14 protein-coding genes and 1 pseudogene are annotated in these 15,130 nt (G+C 71.9%); 2 read left to right on the forward strand and 13 right to left on the reverse strand.

Annotated features, from left to right (window positions below):
* The first annotated feature begins 305 nt into the window (after window positions 1-305).
* On the forward strand, window positions 306-803 hold the full coding sequence (locus BMG523DRAFT_RS14365) for a transcriptional regulator (RefSeq protein ID WP_011437589.1): 498 nt from the start codon (window positions 306-308) through the stop codon (window positions 801-803).
* 179 nt (window positions 804-982) lie between these two features.
* Here the strand turns inward: BMG523DRAFT_RS14365 and nusB are convergent, their stop codons facing one another.
* The 13 genes from nusB to BMG523DRAFT_RS14430 all read right to left on the reverse strand — a co-directional run bounded on the left by nusB (window position 983) and on the right by BMG523DRAFT_RS14430 (window position 14,115).
* Window positions 983-1,447: a transcription antitermination factor NusB gene (nusB, locus tag BMG523DRAFT_RS14370; protein WP_082456765.1), complete on the reverse strand. Its 465-nt coding sequence runs from the start codon at window positions 1,445-1,447 to the stop codon at window positions 983-985.
* Window positions 1,444-2,007, reverse strand: coding sequence for an elongation factor P (efp, locus tag BMG523DRAFT_RS14375; protein ID WP_011437591.1), 564 nt, complete (start codon window positions 2,005-2,007; stop codon window positions 1,444-1,446). Before efp ends, nusB begins: the two co-directional genes overlap by 4 nt.
* 232 nt (window positions 2,008-2,239) lie before the next feature.
* Window positions 2,240-3,328, reverse strand: coding sequence for a 3-dehydroquinate synthase (aroB, locus tag BMG523DRAFT_RS14380; protein WP_011437592.1), 1,089 nt, complete (start codon window positions 3,326-3,328; stop codon window positions 2,240-2,242).
* Window positions 3,329-3,330: 2 nt separating this feature from the next.
* Window positions 3,331-3,900 carry a shikimate kinase gene (locus BMG523DRAFT_RS14385; RefSeq protein WP_051623885.1) on the reverse strand — a complete coding sequence of 190 codons (570 nt, stop codon included), beginning with the start codon at window positions 3,898-3,900 and terminating at the stop codon, window positions 3,331-3,333.
* A 78-nt stretch (window positions 3,901-3,978) separates the two neighbouring features.
* The gene (aroC, locus tag BMG523DRAFT_RS14390) at window positions 3,979-5,163 is read right to left on the reverse strand and encodes a chorismate synthase (protein WP_011437594.1); all 1,185 of its coding nucleotides are present in this window, start codon (window positions 5,161-5,163) and stop codon (window positions 3,979-3,981) included.
* A gap of 99 nt (window positions 5,164-5,262) precedes the next feature.
* On the reverse strand, window positions 5,263-5,928 hold the full coding sequence (locus BMG523DRAFT_RS14395) for an A24 family peptidase (protein WP_023841493.1): 666 nt from the start codon (window positions 5,926-5,928) through the stop codon (window positions 5,263-5,265).
* Window positions 5,929-5,930: 2 nt separating this feature from the next.
* A complete protein-coding gene (locus BMG523DRAFT_RS14400; protein ID WP_108913579.1) occupies window positions 5,931-6,902 on the reverse strand; it encodes a shikimate dehydrogenase in 972 nt (323 codons plus the stop codon).
* Between the two features lie 120 nt (window positions 6,903-7,022).
* Complete coding sequence (mltG, locus tag BMG523DRAFT_RS14405; protein WP_023841492.1) at window positions 7,023-8,288, reverse strand: endolytic transglycosylase MltG; 1,266 nt, start codon at window positions 8,286-8,288, stop codon at window positions 7,023-7,025.
* Entirely contained in the window at window positions 8,285-8,878 is a 594-nt protein-coding gene (gene ruvX, locus BMG523DRAFT_RS14410; protein ID WP_023841491.1) for a Holliday junction resolvase RuvX, read from the reverse strand. Before ruvX ends, mltG begins: the two co-directional genes overlap by 4 nt.
* Window positions 8,875-11,520 (reverse strand): alanine--tRNA ligase, encoded by a 2,646-nt coding sequence (gene alaS / locus BMG523DRAFT_RS14415; protein WP_011437599.1) that lies wholly within the window; start codon window positions 11,518-11,520, stop codon window positions 8,875-8,877. Before alaS ends, ruvX begins: the two co-directional genes overlap by 4 nt.
* 123 nt (window positions 11,521-11,643) lie before the next feature.
* Window positions 11,644-12,018 (reverse strand): hypothetical protein, encoded by a 375-nt coding sequence (locus BMG523DRAFT_RS14420; protein ID WP_043591386.1) that lies wholly within the window; start codon window positions 12,016-12,018, stop codon window positions 11,644-11,646.
* Complete coding sequence (locus BMG523DRAFT_RS14425) at window positions 12,019-12,549, reverse strand: DUF948 domain-containing protein (RefSeq protein WP_011437601.1); 531 nt, start codon at window positions 12,547-12,549, stop codon at window positions 12,019-12,021.
* A gap of 144 nt (window positions 12,550-12,693) precedes the next feature.
* A complete protein-coding gene (locus BMG523DRAFT_RS14430; protein WP_049761107.1) occupies window positions 12,694-14,115 on the reverse strand; it encodes a replication-associated recombination protein A in 1,422 nt (473 codons plus the stop codon).
* A 788-nt stretch (window positions 14,116-14,903) separates the two neighbouring features.
* Here BMG523DRAFT_RS14430 and BMG523DRAFT_RS14435 point away from each other — a divergent pair.
* Window positions 14,904-15,130 (forward strand): annotated as a pseudogene (locus BMG523DRAFT_RS14435) (GntR family transcriptional regulator); the annotation flags it as partial.

Raw genomic sequence — 15,130 nt, forward strand, 5'->3', positions numbered from 1 at the left:
CGCGACGACGGGTCGCCCACCGGTCCGGACAGCGCGGGACGTTATTGCCGCGCCAACCACGCAGCATCATGTTGTCACTACTTGTCACTGGGTTCGATGCCGTCGCCACAGCGGTGGCGGCATCCGGAAGTTCCCACCGCTCAGGCGTAGGGCGCAACCAGAGGGCTACAGAAAGTGGTACAAAGAAAGAGGCGACACGACCCCCCGGGTGTCGAGCGTCAACCCGGCGGGCACTACTATCGGTAACCGCCGGCGGCACGAGCCCCGGTTCCAACTGATCGACCACGACAGGAGTGGGCACTCCGATGTCCGACTATGCGAAGGCGCTCGGTGCTCGGCTGCGCGCGATACGCACCCAGCAGGGGCTCTCGCTTCATGGCGTCGAGGAGAAGTCGCACGGTCGGTGGAAAGCCGTCGTCGTGGGTTCCTACGAACGTGGGGACCGCGCCGTCACCGTGCAGCGCCTCTCCGAGCTCGCGGAGTTCTACGGCGTTCCGGTGGGGGAGCTTCTTCCCGAGGGTTCCACCGTCGCTCCGCTGGAGCAGTCTCCTCGGATCGTTCTCGACCTCGAGCGTCTCTCCCAGGTTCCCAAGGAGCAGGGTGGTCCGCTCGCCCGGTACGCGGCGACCATTCAGAGCCAGCGCGGCGACTACAACGGCCGGGTGCTCTCGATCCGGTACGAGGACCTGCGCTCGCTCGCGGTGATCTACGACACCTCGCCGAGCAAGCTCACCGAGCAGCTCGTCTCTTGGGGCGTGCTGTCTCCGGAGCAGGGCGCGGACGCCGCGGCGACCGACGTCTAGCCTCGCTCCGGTATCGCGGTACCGGTACCGCGATACCGGTACCACAATCCGCCGGCTCGCATCCGCGCCACCCGCGGCACACGTATCCGGGGAAGGACCCGGTACGTCGCCTGGGCGACGTACCGGGAACGCCGATCCCGGTTCCCTCCCGGCAACCGGGCAACCCCGGTGGACCGCCGCTACGACGGCTGGCCGGGAATTGAATCCACCGCCGATCCCCGTCCGGTCGACTCGGCCGGGGTGGCCAGGCCCTTTCCCTCGACCAGACTCGCGAGCAGCCCGTTGACAAACGCCGGCGACCGGTGGGTGGAGAGGTTCTTCGCCAGTTCCACGGCTTCGTCGATGGCGACCCGATCCGGGACGTCGGGACGCCAGAGCAGTTCCAGCACGGCAATCCGCAGAATGTTGCGGTCGACCGGCGGCATCCGCTCCAACGTCCAACCCTCGGCGTACCGGGCGATCCGCTCGTCGATCTCCCCGCGGCGCTCGACGACCCCCTCGACCAGCTCGACGGCGTATTCCGACACCGGTGGATCGGACTGGGCCAGCCGGGCGGCGAGGATCTCCGGCACGGCGCTCGCGCGCACGTCCGCTTCGTAGAGGATGTCCAGCGCCCGTTTACGGGCCTTGGACCTGGCGCTCAGCTCGTCACCCGGCCCAGGTACCGGCCGTCACGCGTGTCGACCTTGACCTTTTCCCCGCTGGTGATGAACAGCGGCACGTTGATGGTGGCGCCCGTCTCCAGGGTGGCCGGCTTCGTCCCGCCGGTCGAGCGATCGCCCTGCACCCCCGGGTCGGTCTGCGAAATGGTCAGCTCGACGCTGGCCGGCAGTTCGACATAGAGCGGGGCGCCGTCATGTAGCGCGACGGTGGCCACGGTGTTTTCCAGCATGTAGTCGGCCGTCCCACCGACGACATCCGGCGGGATCGGGATCTGATCGTAGGACTCGCTGTCCATGAAGACGAAATCGGCACCGTCCCGGTAGAGGTAGGTCATCTCGCGGCGGTCGACGGTCGCGACGTCAACCTTGACCCCGGCGTTGAAGGTGCGGTCGACGACCTTCCCGGTGAGCACGTTCTTCAGGGTCGTGCGGACGAACGCCCCACCCTTACCCGGCTTGACGTGCTGGAAGCCGACGACGTTCCACAACACCCCGTCGATGTCGAGCGTCATGCCGTTCTTCAGGTCGTTGGTGGTCGCCACTGCGCGCGTTCTCCGTTTCCATCGCCGTACGCCGACGGCGGGTGTGGTCGTTCCCCGGACCCTCGTGCGAGGACCGCGGTGCTCTCTCCCCAGGCCATCCCCAGGCTCCCCAGGCCATCCCCAGGCCGCTTCCATCCTCAGGCCGCTTCCGGACCCCGCCACCGGGCGAACGCACCGGGCGCGGACACCGGGCGCGGACGTGGCGGCGATCCTACAAACCGCCGCGACGAGTCTACCGACCCTCGGCGACAGTGGTGAACGCCGCGATCAGCAGGCCAGCGTCCGGATTGTCCAGGATGACGGTGCGGCCCTGCGCCTCGAGGCCGACGAAACGCATCCGCCGTCCCCGCGCCTTCTTGTCGACCCGCATCGCGTCGAGCAGCGCCGCCCACCGGTCGTCCCGGTAGGTCACCGGCAGGCCGATGCGGGTCAGCAGCTCACGGTGCCGGTCGGCGGTGGCGTCGTCGAGGCCGACGACGAGCCGGGACAGCTCCGCCGCGAACACCATGCCCACCGAGATCGCCGCGCCGTGCCGCCAGCTGAAGTGCTCGACCTTCTCGATGGCATGACCGAGGGTGTGACCATAGTTGAGGATCTCCCGCCGGCCGTCCTCCCGCGGATCGCCGGAGACCACCTCGGCCTTGACCCGGATGGACCGCTCGATCAGCTCGGGCAGATGCGCGGCGCCGGTCGGATCGGCGTCGAGCAGATCGAGGATCGCCGCGTCGGCGATGAAACCGGTCTTGACGACCTCGGCGAGCCCGGCGCGTACCTCGACGGCCGGCAGAGACTCCAGCGCCGCCAGATCGCACAGCACGCCGAGCGGCTGGTGGAAGGCCCCGACCAGGTTCTTGCCCGCGTCGATGTCGATGCCGGTCTTCCCGCCGACCGCCGCGTCGACCATGCCGAGCACGGTGGTCGGCACCTGGACGACGTCCACCCCGCGCAGCCAGCTCGCGGCGACGAACCCGGCCAGGTCTGTCACGGTGCCGCCGCCGAGGCCGATCACCATGTCGTCCCGGGTGAAGCCGATCCGGCCGAGCACGTCCCAGCAGAAGCCGGCGATCCGCAGCTGCTTGGCCTCCTCGCCGTCGGGCACCTCGATGGCGTGCGCCTCCACGCCCGCGTTCTCCCGCAGGTCGGCGACGACGGCGTCCGCGGTGGCCCGCAACGCCCCGGGATGGATCACCGCGGCGCGGGTCCGCCCGACGACGGTCTCGGCGAGCTCGCCGAGCAGGCCCACCCCGAGCACGACGTCGTAGGGACGCCCGCCGCCCGGCCGTACCGGGATCCGCACGATGTCGGAGGCCTTCACCTGCATACTCACCGTTTGCCCCCCGCGGCGTCCGCCGCCTCGTCCGGTTCGCTGCCCGCCGCGAGCAGCGGGCCCAGGGCCGCCGCCAGCAGGTCGGTCACCTCGTCCGGCTCGTGCCCCGCGGTGTCGATGACCACCGTCGCCACCTCGGCGTAGAGCGGCCGGCGCGCCCTGAGCAGGGCGGCGAGCCGCGTGCGGGGCCCCTCGACCAGCAGTGGACGGTCCCGGGCGAGGCCCACCCGCCGCACCGCGTCGGAAACTCCCACCTCAAGATAGACGACCCGGTGCCCGGCCAGCAGGGTCCGGGTCTCGGCGTCGAGCACCGCTCCCCCGCCAAGGGCCAGGACCCCCCGGTGATCCGCGAGCGCGGCCGCCACTGCCCGGCGCTCGGCCAGCCGGAAGTACTCCTCACCATGATCGAGAAAGATGTCCGCAACGGTGGTGCCGAGCGCCGCCTCGATGTCGGCGTCGGTGTCGCGGAAACCCACCCCCCACCGCCGCGCCAGCTGGGTGCCCACCGTCGTCTTCCCCGCTCCGGGCGCTCCGACCAGCACCACCATCGGCCCCGTCCAGGCCATCGGCCCCGTCCACGCGTCCGTCGCCGGCTCCCCCACGATGATCCTCTGTCTTCGCCGCCTGCCGATTCCCGCCGCCGATCAGCGGATGACCAGGGACTTCAGGTACCCCTCGTAATTACGCCGGGTCTCCTCCACCGAGTCCCCCCCGAACTTCTCCAGCGCCGCGTCGGCGAGCACGAGGGCGACCATCGCCTCCGTCACCACCCCGGCCGCGGGCACCGCGCACACGTCGGACCGCTGGTTGATCGCGACCGCCGCCTCGCCGGTGGACACGTCCACCGTGGACAACGGCCTGGTCAGCGAGGAGATCGGCTTCATCGCCACCCGCACGCGCAACGGCTCGCCCGTGGTCATGCCGCCCTCGACCCCGCCGGCCCGGTCAGTCGCCCGCCGCACCCGCCGGCTGCCGGCACCGGCCGGCTCGATCTCGTCGTGCGCCCCGGAACCCCGCCGCCGCGCGGTGGTGAAACCGTCCCCGAACTCGACGCCCTTGATCGCCTGAATGCCCATCAGCTCGCCCGCGATCCGGGCGTCGATGCGCCGGTCGCCGTGCACGTAGCTGCCGAGCCCGGGCGGGCAGCCGTACGCCAGCACCTCGACGATGCCGCCGAGGGTGTCCGCGTCGGCGTGGGCCACGTCGATCTCGGCGACCATCCGCACGCTGGTCGCTTGGTCGGCACAGCGGACCGGGTCCGCGTCCACCGCCGCCAGCGACGTCGGGGCGGGCACCCCCGGGGGCACCTCGACCGCGCCGATCGCGACGACATGCGAGATCACCTCGATGCCGTAGGCCTGCCGCAGCAGTGCCTTGGCCGCGGTGCCGAGCGCGACCCGCGCGGCGGTCTCCCGGGCGCTGGCGCGCTCCAGCACGGGCCGGGCGTCGTCGAACCCGTACTTCTGCATGCCGGCGAGATCGGCGTGGCCGGGCCGGGGCCGGGTCAGCGGGGCTGCGCGGCCCAGGCCCGCCAGCGCCGCCGGATCGACCGGGTCGGGCGACATGACCCGCTCCCACTTGGGCCACTCGGTGTTGCGGACGACCACGCTGACCGGGCCGCCGAGGGTGACGCCGTGGCGGACTCCACCGAGCAGCTCGACCTCGTCACGCTCGAAGCTCATCCGCGCGCCGCGACCGTGCCCGAGCCGGCGGCGGGCCAGCTCGGCGGAGATGTCGGAACTGGTCATCCGGATCCCGGCGGGCAGCCCCTCGACCGTCGCCACCAGGGCGGGACCATGGGACTCCCCCGCCGTCAGCCAACGCACCATGACCCCAGTCTTTCACGCTCACCGCCCCTGTCACGACCGCGCTCAGGCAGGACAACCGGAATCAAACGGAACTATCAGTATCAAGTAGGACAAACGAGATCAGCCGGCGCGACCGAGGACGGCGAGCAGCGTCCCGGCGAGCAGAAAGGGACCGTAGGCGATGCGGTCATGCCGGCCGACCCGGCCCGCCACGAGCAGCGCGCTCGCCCAGAGCCCCCCGAGGACGATGCCGGCGAACAGCCCGAACACCACACTCGGCCAGCCGAGCCAGCCCAGCGCACCGCCCAGCAGGCCGGACACCTTGACGTCCCCGCGCCCGAGCCCCGCCCTCGGCAGGCAATGCACCCCCAGGAAGATCACCCAGACGGCAGCCGCGGCCATCCCGGCGCGCAGCAGACGGCCGGGCTCGCCGGTGAGCAGCGCGGCGAGGCCGAACAGCCCGGCGAGCACCGGATAGGACGGCAGTACCAGATGGTCGGGCAGGCGGTGCACCCGAAGATCGATCACGGCCAGCCAGACCCCGACGACCGCCAGATACACATAGGCCGGCAACCAGCTCGGATGATCGTGCAGGGCGACGGTCACGGCCGCGGCGACCAGCACCGTCACGGCACCGAGCGCCGCCGCCCCGGGCGCCTCCCGGTGCGGGGCCTGCCCGGGCAGCGCCGGCACGCCGGCCACGATCCGGCGACCGAACGGCAGGGCGGCGAGCGCAGGAAGGGCGATCAACGTGCTGAGCGCGCCGCCCGGCACCACTCCCGGCACCGCTATCCGCCGGCAGGTCCACCGCGGCCGCGGGGACCGCTCCCCGCGAGACCGTGGCCGCCCGGCACGCCGACCTCCACCGCCGGGGGCCTGTTCCCCCGCGTCCGCTCGTCCAGCGCGGCCTGACCCGCGGCCAGCAGAACGCTGGTGGGAACCACCTGCCCGGTGAAGTGCTCGACCTGCCCCACGGCCTGGGCGGCGAGGATCTCCAGGCCACCTGCGACCCGGGCACCGGCCCGGTAGGCCGCGGCGGCCAGCGCCGTGGGCCAGGGATGATAGAGCAGTTCTACGAGCTGGCAGGCTGGCGGCCACGGTCCGGTGGCGAGCCCGTCGGTCGCGCCGGCGGGCGTGGTGGAGATGACCAGATCCGGACCGGCAGGCAGGCCCGCGGCCAGCAGCTCCCAGGGCAGCGCGGTGACCTCGACGCCCAGCCGCGACCCGATCTCCGCCACCTCCGCCACGGCGGCGGGCCGGCGGGCGACGACGCCGAGGCGGGTGCAGCCCGCCGCGGCGACCGCCGCGACCGCGGCGCGGGCCGTGCCACCGGCACCGAGTACGAGCGGCTGGCCTGGGACCGCGCCGCGCATCACCCGGCGCAGCGCCATGCCGATGCCGTCCACGTCGGTGTTGTAGCCACGCAACCGGCCGGCGGGCCCGACGACGACCGTGTTGACGGCGCCGATGACCGCCGCCGTCGCGTCCACCTCGTCGAGCAGGTCGAGCGCGACGGTCTTGAGCGGCATGGTCAGGGACAGCCCGACCCAGCCCGGATCCGTGCGGACCCGGGTGAGCATCGCGGCGAGCCCGGTCTCGTCGCAGTGCACGGCGGTGTACGTCACCGCGAGACCGAGCTTGGCGTAGGCGGCGGCATGCAGCAGCGGGGAGAGCGAATGGTCCACCGGTGCCCCGAGCACGGCGGCGCGGGTGGGGCCCGACGGCGGCGCGGTGGCCGCGACGGTCGCCGGCGGTTCCATGGGCCGACGACGGCACTCAGGGGGCCGACGGCGGGCCGGGGTAGTGCCGGCGGGAACGATCTCCGGCACTACCGGGCCCTCCTCATGCTTGCGGGCCTCATGCTCGCGGCTTCCCTCGCACTACTCACGACCTCCTTCACGCCGGTACTGGGCCTCTGCCTGCTCCCACTCCCGCTCCGTGGTGGCGAAGACCGTCACCTTGCTCTGCGGCATGGAGACGAAATAGAACCACGATCCGTCGGCCGGTTCCAGTGCCGACCGCAGCGCCCAGACGCCGGGGTTGGAGATTGCGCCCGGCGGCAACCCTTTCACGGCCCGCGTGTTGTACGGGTTGTTCTGGGCGAGTTGTTCCTTGGTCAACGGCCCCTCGTACCCGTCCGTGGCGTAGCGGGTGGTCGAGTCCATGTCGAGCCGGCCAAATCTTCCCGATGTGTCCCTGAGCCGATTGTAGATCACCCGGGCCACCTTCGGACCCTCGTCGCGGTTGGCCACCTCCTTCTCGATGATCGAGGCGATGGTGACGATGTCCTTCGGCGGGACCCCGAGCGCGGCGGCCCTGCCCTCCAGATCGATCGCCGCGGTCTCCCGCTTGAAGCGGTCGACGAAGGAACGCAGCAACTGCTCGGGCGTGGCCCCGGGCACGAGGTCGTAGGTAGACGGGAAGAGATAGCCTTCCAGCAGGTTCGGCGGCGCGTAGGACGGCAGGCCCAGCTGGGCGGGGTTCTTCGCGATCGCCTCCAGGTCCGCCATCGACGTGCCCGGGAGGCGTTCATGCAGTGCCGTGAGGACCTCACGGACGGTCATGCCCTCTTTGATGACGAACTTGAACGGCGCGGACGAGGCAGGGTCGAGCAGGGCCTCGAGCGCCGCGGCGGCGCTCATCCTGGTGTGCAGACGGTAGGTGCCCGGCTGGATGCCCAGCGACTTCGGATTCGCGGTGGCGGCCTTGACGAACGCGGCGACACTCGCGGTCACGTTCGCGTCGTGCAGCTCCCCGGCGATCTCCCGGGTACTCGCCCCGGCCGGGATCTGGACCATCGCGATGCCCTCGCCGGAGCCGGAGTAGTCGGCGGGCTCGCCAGCCGAGATGTGCCCGACGACCTTCCCCACCCCGTAGATCCCCAGTCCCAGCAGGGCGGCGACCACGACAAGCACCGCGATGAGCTTCGGCAGCGCGCGACCGCGCCGGCCGCCGTCGGGACCGGGCTCGTCCCAGCCGCCGCCGTCGTCCCAGGCGCGGTGGTCCCAGTCGACCCCGGCACGGTCGTCCGGGTACTGATCATCGGCGTAGTGTTCATCCGAGTAACGATCACCGCGCTGGCGGGCCCGACGGCGACGCGAGTAGGGGTCCTCGTCGAGCATCTCGTCGAGGTCGCCGCCGGTCACCTCTCGTCCGACGGCGGGACAACACCGTCCGGAGCCCGGGGGCCGTCTCTCGGAGCCCGGACCACGCCGTCCGGACCCGCGGCCGGGGCGGCACACCCGATCACGCCGGGCGCGGCGCTCCCCCGGCGGCTGTCCAGGTCGTGCTGCAGGATCTGCACGGCTGCCTCCTGATCCACGAGACTCCGGCGGGCACGCGAACGAACGCCACGCTCGGCCATCCTGCGATGAGCCGCAACCGTGGTGAGCCGCTCGTCCACAAAACGCACGGGGACGGGTGCGATCCGCTCGGCGAGTACCTCGGCGTACTGCCGCACCAGCCGGACCGCCCGGCCTTCCTGCCCGGACATCTGTCTGGGCAGGCCGACCACGACCTCTACAGCCTGCCGCTCCCGGACGATGAGGACGAGCTGATCTATGTCCGCATTACCCCGTCTGTCCCTGGCCAGGGTAGTCACCGGAACCGCGAGCACGCCGCCCGGGTCGCTCGCGGCGACCCCGACCCGCACCGAGCCGACATCGACCCCGATCCGCACCCCGGGCCGAGAATCCCCGGGCCGAGAATCCCCGGGCCGGGAGCCCGAGCCGCTCACCGCGAGGCGTGCTCGGCCACCAGCCCCCGCAGCCTGGCGAACACCGCCGGCACCAGCTGTGGGTTCCCCCCGCCGCCCTGGGCCACGTCCGGCTTGCCGCCACCCTTGCCACCCAGGCTCGCCCAGGACTGCCGCACCAGGTCACCGGCGCGCAGCCCCCGGCCGCGCGCGGCGTCGTCGGTCACCACGACGATCGACGACCCGTCGGCCTTGGCCACGGCGACGACGGCGGGCCGCCCCGCCAGCCGCCCACGCACGTCCAGCGCCAGCAGCCGCACGTCGTCGGGGGCGGTGCCGGCGGGCACCTCGGCGGTGACCACGGCGACGCCAGCCACCTCCTCGGCACCCTCGGCCAGCGCCCCGGCCCCGGCGAGTACCGCGGCGGCCCGCAGTCGTTCCAGCTCCCGCTCGGCGTCGCGCAGCCGGCCGACGATGTCGGTGACCCGGTCCACCAGCTCATCCGGACGGGCCTTCAGCGCGGTGGACAGCTGCGACACCAGGAGATGCTCGCGCGCCAGGTAGCGGAAGGCGTCGAGGCCGACCAGCCCCTCGACTCGGCGGGTGCCCGCGGAGATCGACGCCTCCGACAGCAGCTTCACCGCGCCGAGCTGCGCGGAGCTCGCGACGTGCGTGCCACCGCACAGCTCGCGGGCGTAGTCGCCCACGTCGACGACCCGCACGGCGTCGCCGTACTTCTCGCCGAACAGCGCCATCGCGCCGAGCCGGCGGGCCTCCTCCTGCGTGGTTACGAAAGCCCGCACCGGCAGGTCACGCAGGGCAACCTCGTTGATCTCGTCCTCGACGTCGGCGAGCACCGACGGCGGCACCGCGCCGAGGGCGTGGAAGTCGAACCGCAGCCGGCCCGGGGAGTTCAGCGAACCGGCCTGGGTCGCGCCCTCGCCCAGCGCGCGACGGAACGCGGTGTGCACGAGATGGGTGGCGGTGTGCGACCGGGACACCGCGCGGCGACGATCGGCATCCACCTCCGCGAACACCTCCACGCCGAGCCGCAGCTCGCCGCCGAGCACCCGCACCCGGTGCAGGACCAGGTCGGGCACGGGCCGCTGGACGTCGAGCACCTCGACCTCGCCGCCGTCGAAACGCAGCCGACCGAGGTCGGGCTCCTGGCCGCCGCTCTCGGCGTAGAAGGGGGTCGCGTCGAGCACGACCCCGACCTCGGTGTCCTCCCCCGCCGCCGCCAGCCCCGCGCCGTCGGCGATGCCGACGAGGCCCACCACGCCGGAGGTCCGGCTGAGCTCCTCGTACCCGGTGAAGGTCGTCGGGCCGGAACGGGCCAGGATCGGCCGGAACGCGGACAGGTCGACGTTGCCGATCCGCCGCGCGGCCCGGTCCGCCTTCGCGGCCTGCCGCTGGCGGTCCATCAGCCGGCGGAAACCCGCCTCGTCAACGGAAAGGCCCGCCTCAGCGGCCATCTCCAGTGTCAGGTCGATCGGGAAGCCGTAGGTGTCGTGCAGCTTGAAGGCCGCCTCGCCGCCCAGCGTGGTCGAGCCCAGGGATCGGGCCTGGCGCGCCGCGGTGTCGAAGATCGTGGTACCGGTGCGCAGCGTCTCGGCGAACGCCTGCTCCTCCGCGACGGCGACCCCGGTGATCGTCTCGGCATTGTCGAGCAGTTCGGGGTAGATCGTCCCCATCGCCGACCCGACGACCGCGAACAGCTCGCTCATCACCGGCTCGTGGGCACCGAGCAACCGGGCGTTACGGATCGCCCGGCGCAGCATGCGGCGCAGCACGTAGCCGCGCCCCTCGTTGGAGGGGACGACGCCGTCGGAGATCAGCATCGCGGCGGTGCGGGTGTGATCGGCGATCACTCGCAACCGCACGTCATCGGCGGGGTCCGCGCCGTAGCGCCGCCCGGTCAGCCGGCCGGCGGCGTCGAGCACCGGCCGGGAGATGTCGATCTCGTAGAGGTTGTCGACACCCTGGAGGATGGTCGCCATCCGCTCCAGGCCCATCCCGGTGTCGATGTTGCGGGCCGGCAACTCACGCTCGATCGGATAGTCGTACCCGGCGCCCTCGCCCCGCTCGTACTGCATGAAGACGAGGTTCCAGACCTCGAGGTAGCGCTCCTCGTCCGCGATCGGACCGCCCTCACGGCCATAGGCGCAGCCGCGGTCGAAGTAGATCTCGCTGCACGGCCCGCACGGCCCGGGCACGCCCATCGACCAGAAGTTGTCCTCCTTGCCGCGGCGCTGGATGCGCTCGGCGGGCAGCAGCTTGCGCCAGATCCCCTCGGCCTCGTCGTCGTCGAGGTAGACCGTCGCCCACAGGTCGTCGGCCTTGAAGCCGAACCCTTCGGTGAGCAGCTCGAAGGCGAACGGGATCGCCTCGGCCTTGAAATAGTCGCCGAACGAGAAGTTGCCGCACATCTGGAAGAAGGAGGCGTGCCGCGCGGTGTGCCCGACATTCTCGATGTCGACCGTCCGGACACATTTCTGCACGCTGGCCGCCCGCGGCCACGGCGCCGGGAGATCCCCGAGAAAATAGGGCTTGAAAGGCACCATGCCGGCGTTGACCAGCAGCAACGTCGGATCCTGGGCCACCAGTGAGGCGCTCGGGACGACGGTGTGCCCGCGCCGGGCGAAGTGGTTGAGAAAGCGGCTACGGATCTCGGCCGTGTCCATCGGGTTCACGTCGTCCAGACTCGTGGGAAGAGGTTCGACATCCCGGGGTGGCGTGCTGTGGTCGGGCGCGCCTTCCGGGCTGCGGTGAGGGCGGGTGCCCCCGGCCCGCGGGCAAGGGAGTCCTCAGGGCCGCCGGGCGCCGGGGACGAGCCGCATCGTGCGTTCGGCGTCGTCGAGGTCAGCGGGGTAACGCGGCGCGCCGGAGCCGGCGACCCGCGCCGCGGTGTCCCGGGGCGGGGCAGCCCCGACCGCGTCGCCTCGATCCGCTTCGTCGCCTCGATCCGCTTCGTCCGGATCACCGTCGAGGCCGAGCGCGACACGGATCTCCTCCTCCCGCTCGGCCGCGGCCTCGCGCACGTCCGCGAGGAACTCCTGTACCGACTGTACGAGAGAGCCGGCCAGACTCGTCGGTGTCAGGGAGGCTGCGGCCTTAGCCACCTGGCGCACCACCACGACGCCGGCCGCCGCCCCGAAAGCGAGATAGAAGATCCTCGACATCTACCGGCCTCCCCGACGCCCGCCCGCCGCGCCGGCGGCCGTGGACACCGACGGGGTCTTCTCGCCCGCGGGCTGCGGGCCGCCGCGCCCGGCCGGCCGCCGCGCCGCCTTCTCGGCCTTCATCTGGGCCGTCACCCGGGACTCGACCTCCGAGCGGGTCCGCTTGGCCGCCGCCTTGCGCACGCCGTAGCTGAACGCCGCGACGCGCACCATCGGGCCGCCGAGCGTCGCCGCGAACAACGACGTCAGCGAGGAGACGTTGGTCGTGATCGACTGCACGTTCGCCGTGATCGCGTCGACCCGGTCGAGTTCCTTGTTGACATGCGAGAGCGCCAGATTGACCTCGTCGACCGTCGCGCCGGCCTGCCTGACCCGGGCGGTTCCCTCGTCGAGGGCGAGACCGGTCTGACGTACCCGGGCCGCGGCCTCATCGAAGATCTTACCGAGCTTGAGCAGGACGTAACAGCCGAAGAGGACGAGCACCGCGAACGCGCCCGACGCGATCAGGCCCGCGACCGCACCACCGGACATATGTGCTCCTGCCTCCATCGTCGTTGGGCCGGTCCCACCCCACCCGATTCGATCCGCCGTGCCGCGGGCGCCACCCAGCCGACGCTCCTGGAGTGACCTTACCGAGACGGCTACCGGGGCCACGGGTAGCCCCCACGAGAGGAGTCAGGACGGCGAGGAGGGCGGTGGGGAGGGCGGTGGGGACGAGCCCGGGGACGGCGGTGGGTCACCGCGCACGACGCCACGCAGCTCATGGACCCGATCGGCCGCGCGGCGCTCGAAGCCGTTACCGCTCGGCTGGTAGTAGTCGGTCGAGGTCAGCCCGTCCGGCGGGTACTGCTGACGCACGACGTTGCCGGGGGCCTCGTGCGGGTACCGGTAGCCCGCGCCGTGGCCGACCCGCCGCGCGCCGCGGTAGTGGGCGTCGCGCAGATGCGCGGGCACCGGTCCGGCCCGCCCGGCACGAACATCCGAGGTGGCGGCGTCGATCGCCCGGATCACCGCGTTCGACTTGGGCGCCAGCGCCAGGTGGATGACCGCCTGCGCGAGCGCCAGGCGGGCCTCGGGCAGGCCAACGAACTCCAGCGCCTGGCTGGCCGCGACCGCGACACCGAGCGCGCCCGGATCGGCCATGCCAATATCCTCACTGGCAAGGATGATCATCCTCCGGGCGACGAACCGGGGATCCTCGCCGGCCTCCAGCATCCGCGCGAGGTAGTGGAGGGCCGCGTCGACGTCGCCGCCCCGCATCGACTTGATGAAGGCACTGATCACGTCGTAGTGCTGGTCCCCGGACCGGTCGTAGCGCACTGCGGCTCGGTTGACGGCCCGCTCCAGCAGGTCGAGATCGAGCCGTGGCCGCGGGTTGACGAACGCCTCGGCGTCTGCCCCGGCATCGGCACCCGCTCCGGCCTTCCCACCCGGTCCGGACTCGCACTCATGGGCTTCGAGCAGCGCCTCGGCCCCGGCCTCCAGGGTGGTGAGGGCCCGGCGGGCGTCACCTCCGGCAAGGCGGACCACGTGCTCGCGGGCCTCGTCGGACACCGACAGCCGCCCGTCGTACCCACGCGGGTCGCGCAGCGCCCGGGTCAGCACCCCGCGGATGTCGTCGTCGGTCAGCGGCTCCAGCGTCAGCAGCAACGACCGGGACAGCAGGGGGCTGACCACGGAGAAGAAGGGGTTCTCGGTGGTGGCGGCGACCAGAGTGACCCAGCCGCGCTCGACCGAGGGCAGCAGCGCGTCCTGCTGCGTCCGGGTGAACCGGTGCACCTCGTCGATGAACAGCACCGTGCGCGCACCGGACGTTGACAGCGTCTCGCGAGCCTCGTCGATGACGGCGCGGACATCCTTCACGCCGGCGGTGACCGCGGACAACTCCCGAAAGCGTCGCCCGGTCGCCCTCGACACGATGTGCGCCAGCGTGGTCTTGCCGGTGCCGGGCGGTCCCCACAGCACGACCGAGGTGGTTGCGCCCCCCTCGACCAGCCGGCGCAGCGGGCTTCCCGGCCCGAGTAGATGCCGCTGGCCCACGACCTCGTCCAGGGTCCGTGGCCGCAGCCGGGCGGCGAGCGGAGCCGCGCGGTCCACCCCCGGACCGCCGCCACGCCGATCCCGGAGAGCGGCGAACCCCGAGGCGGAGCGGGACGCCGTCCCGGCCTCCGACGCGTCGGACGCCCCGGCACCAGCCCCGGCACCAGCCCCGGCACCATCGGAGAGATCGGCGTCGAACAGGCTCACCCGTTCACCGTACGACCGTCGTACGACCGCTGGGAGGCACGATCAGCCCGGAGCACGGCAGACGGCGGCCTCCGACGGCGGCCTCCGACGGCGGCCTCCGACGGCGGCCTCCGACGGCGGCTCACCGAAGCAGGCATATTACATACAACGGTATAAGTGTCTTAAATTGGCCCTTAAGCCTACGCCCATTCCCCCGACCACACTCGGACCACCAGAGCTTCATTGCCGATGCACCGGAACGCGGCCAATGCGCCGGAACGCGCGGCGAACGGGTAGTGCACCGCGCGCCATCCGGAACAATCCCCCGAGAGACCACGCTTCGTTCACGTCGGACACCGGACCTCAATGGCGCGCGTATTATCATTCAGCTAGTCCGTTCAGCTGCTCGACTGAGCACATGTGCCGCCTTCGTGGTAATGCACGGTGTTCCGGACGGAACCGCGCCCGAAACCAGGCCGGGAACCGGGCCGGATTACGAAATCGCCCTGACCAGCCCAGATCGCAACGACGGGCTACCGCCCCTCACCCGGGGCGGGTGCCCGCAGAACCCACCCTCGCCACGGCACAGCCACACCACACCGTCAGAACCGACCAGCTCACCCGGAGACCGAAACCCTGCCCCGGAGAGGTGTCATCCGATGACCGTGCTACAGCCGCCCCGCGCCCTCGGAAACCGTGCCGCCGCATCACGCGGGCACCGCTTCGACAAGAACAGCGCGATACCCGAAGCTCCGATCGCATCAGCCGAGCCGACCGGGCATCCGGTTCGGCTGGCCCGCCCGGGGGAGACGGACGACCGCGAGTCGCGCCCCGCCCGGGACACCACCACGACAATCACCCGAACCGGCACCCCCGGCATCGGCGG

It is taken from the genome of Frankia sp. BMG5.23, from assembly GCF_000685765.2.
GTDB classification, from domain to species: domain Bacteria; phylum Actinomycetota; class Actinomycetes; order Frankiales; family Frankiaceae; genus Frankia; species Frankia casuarinae.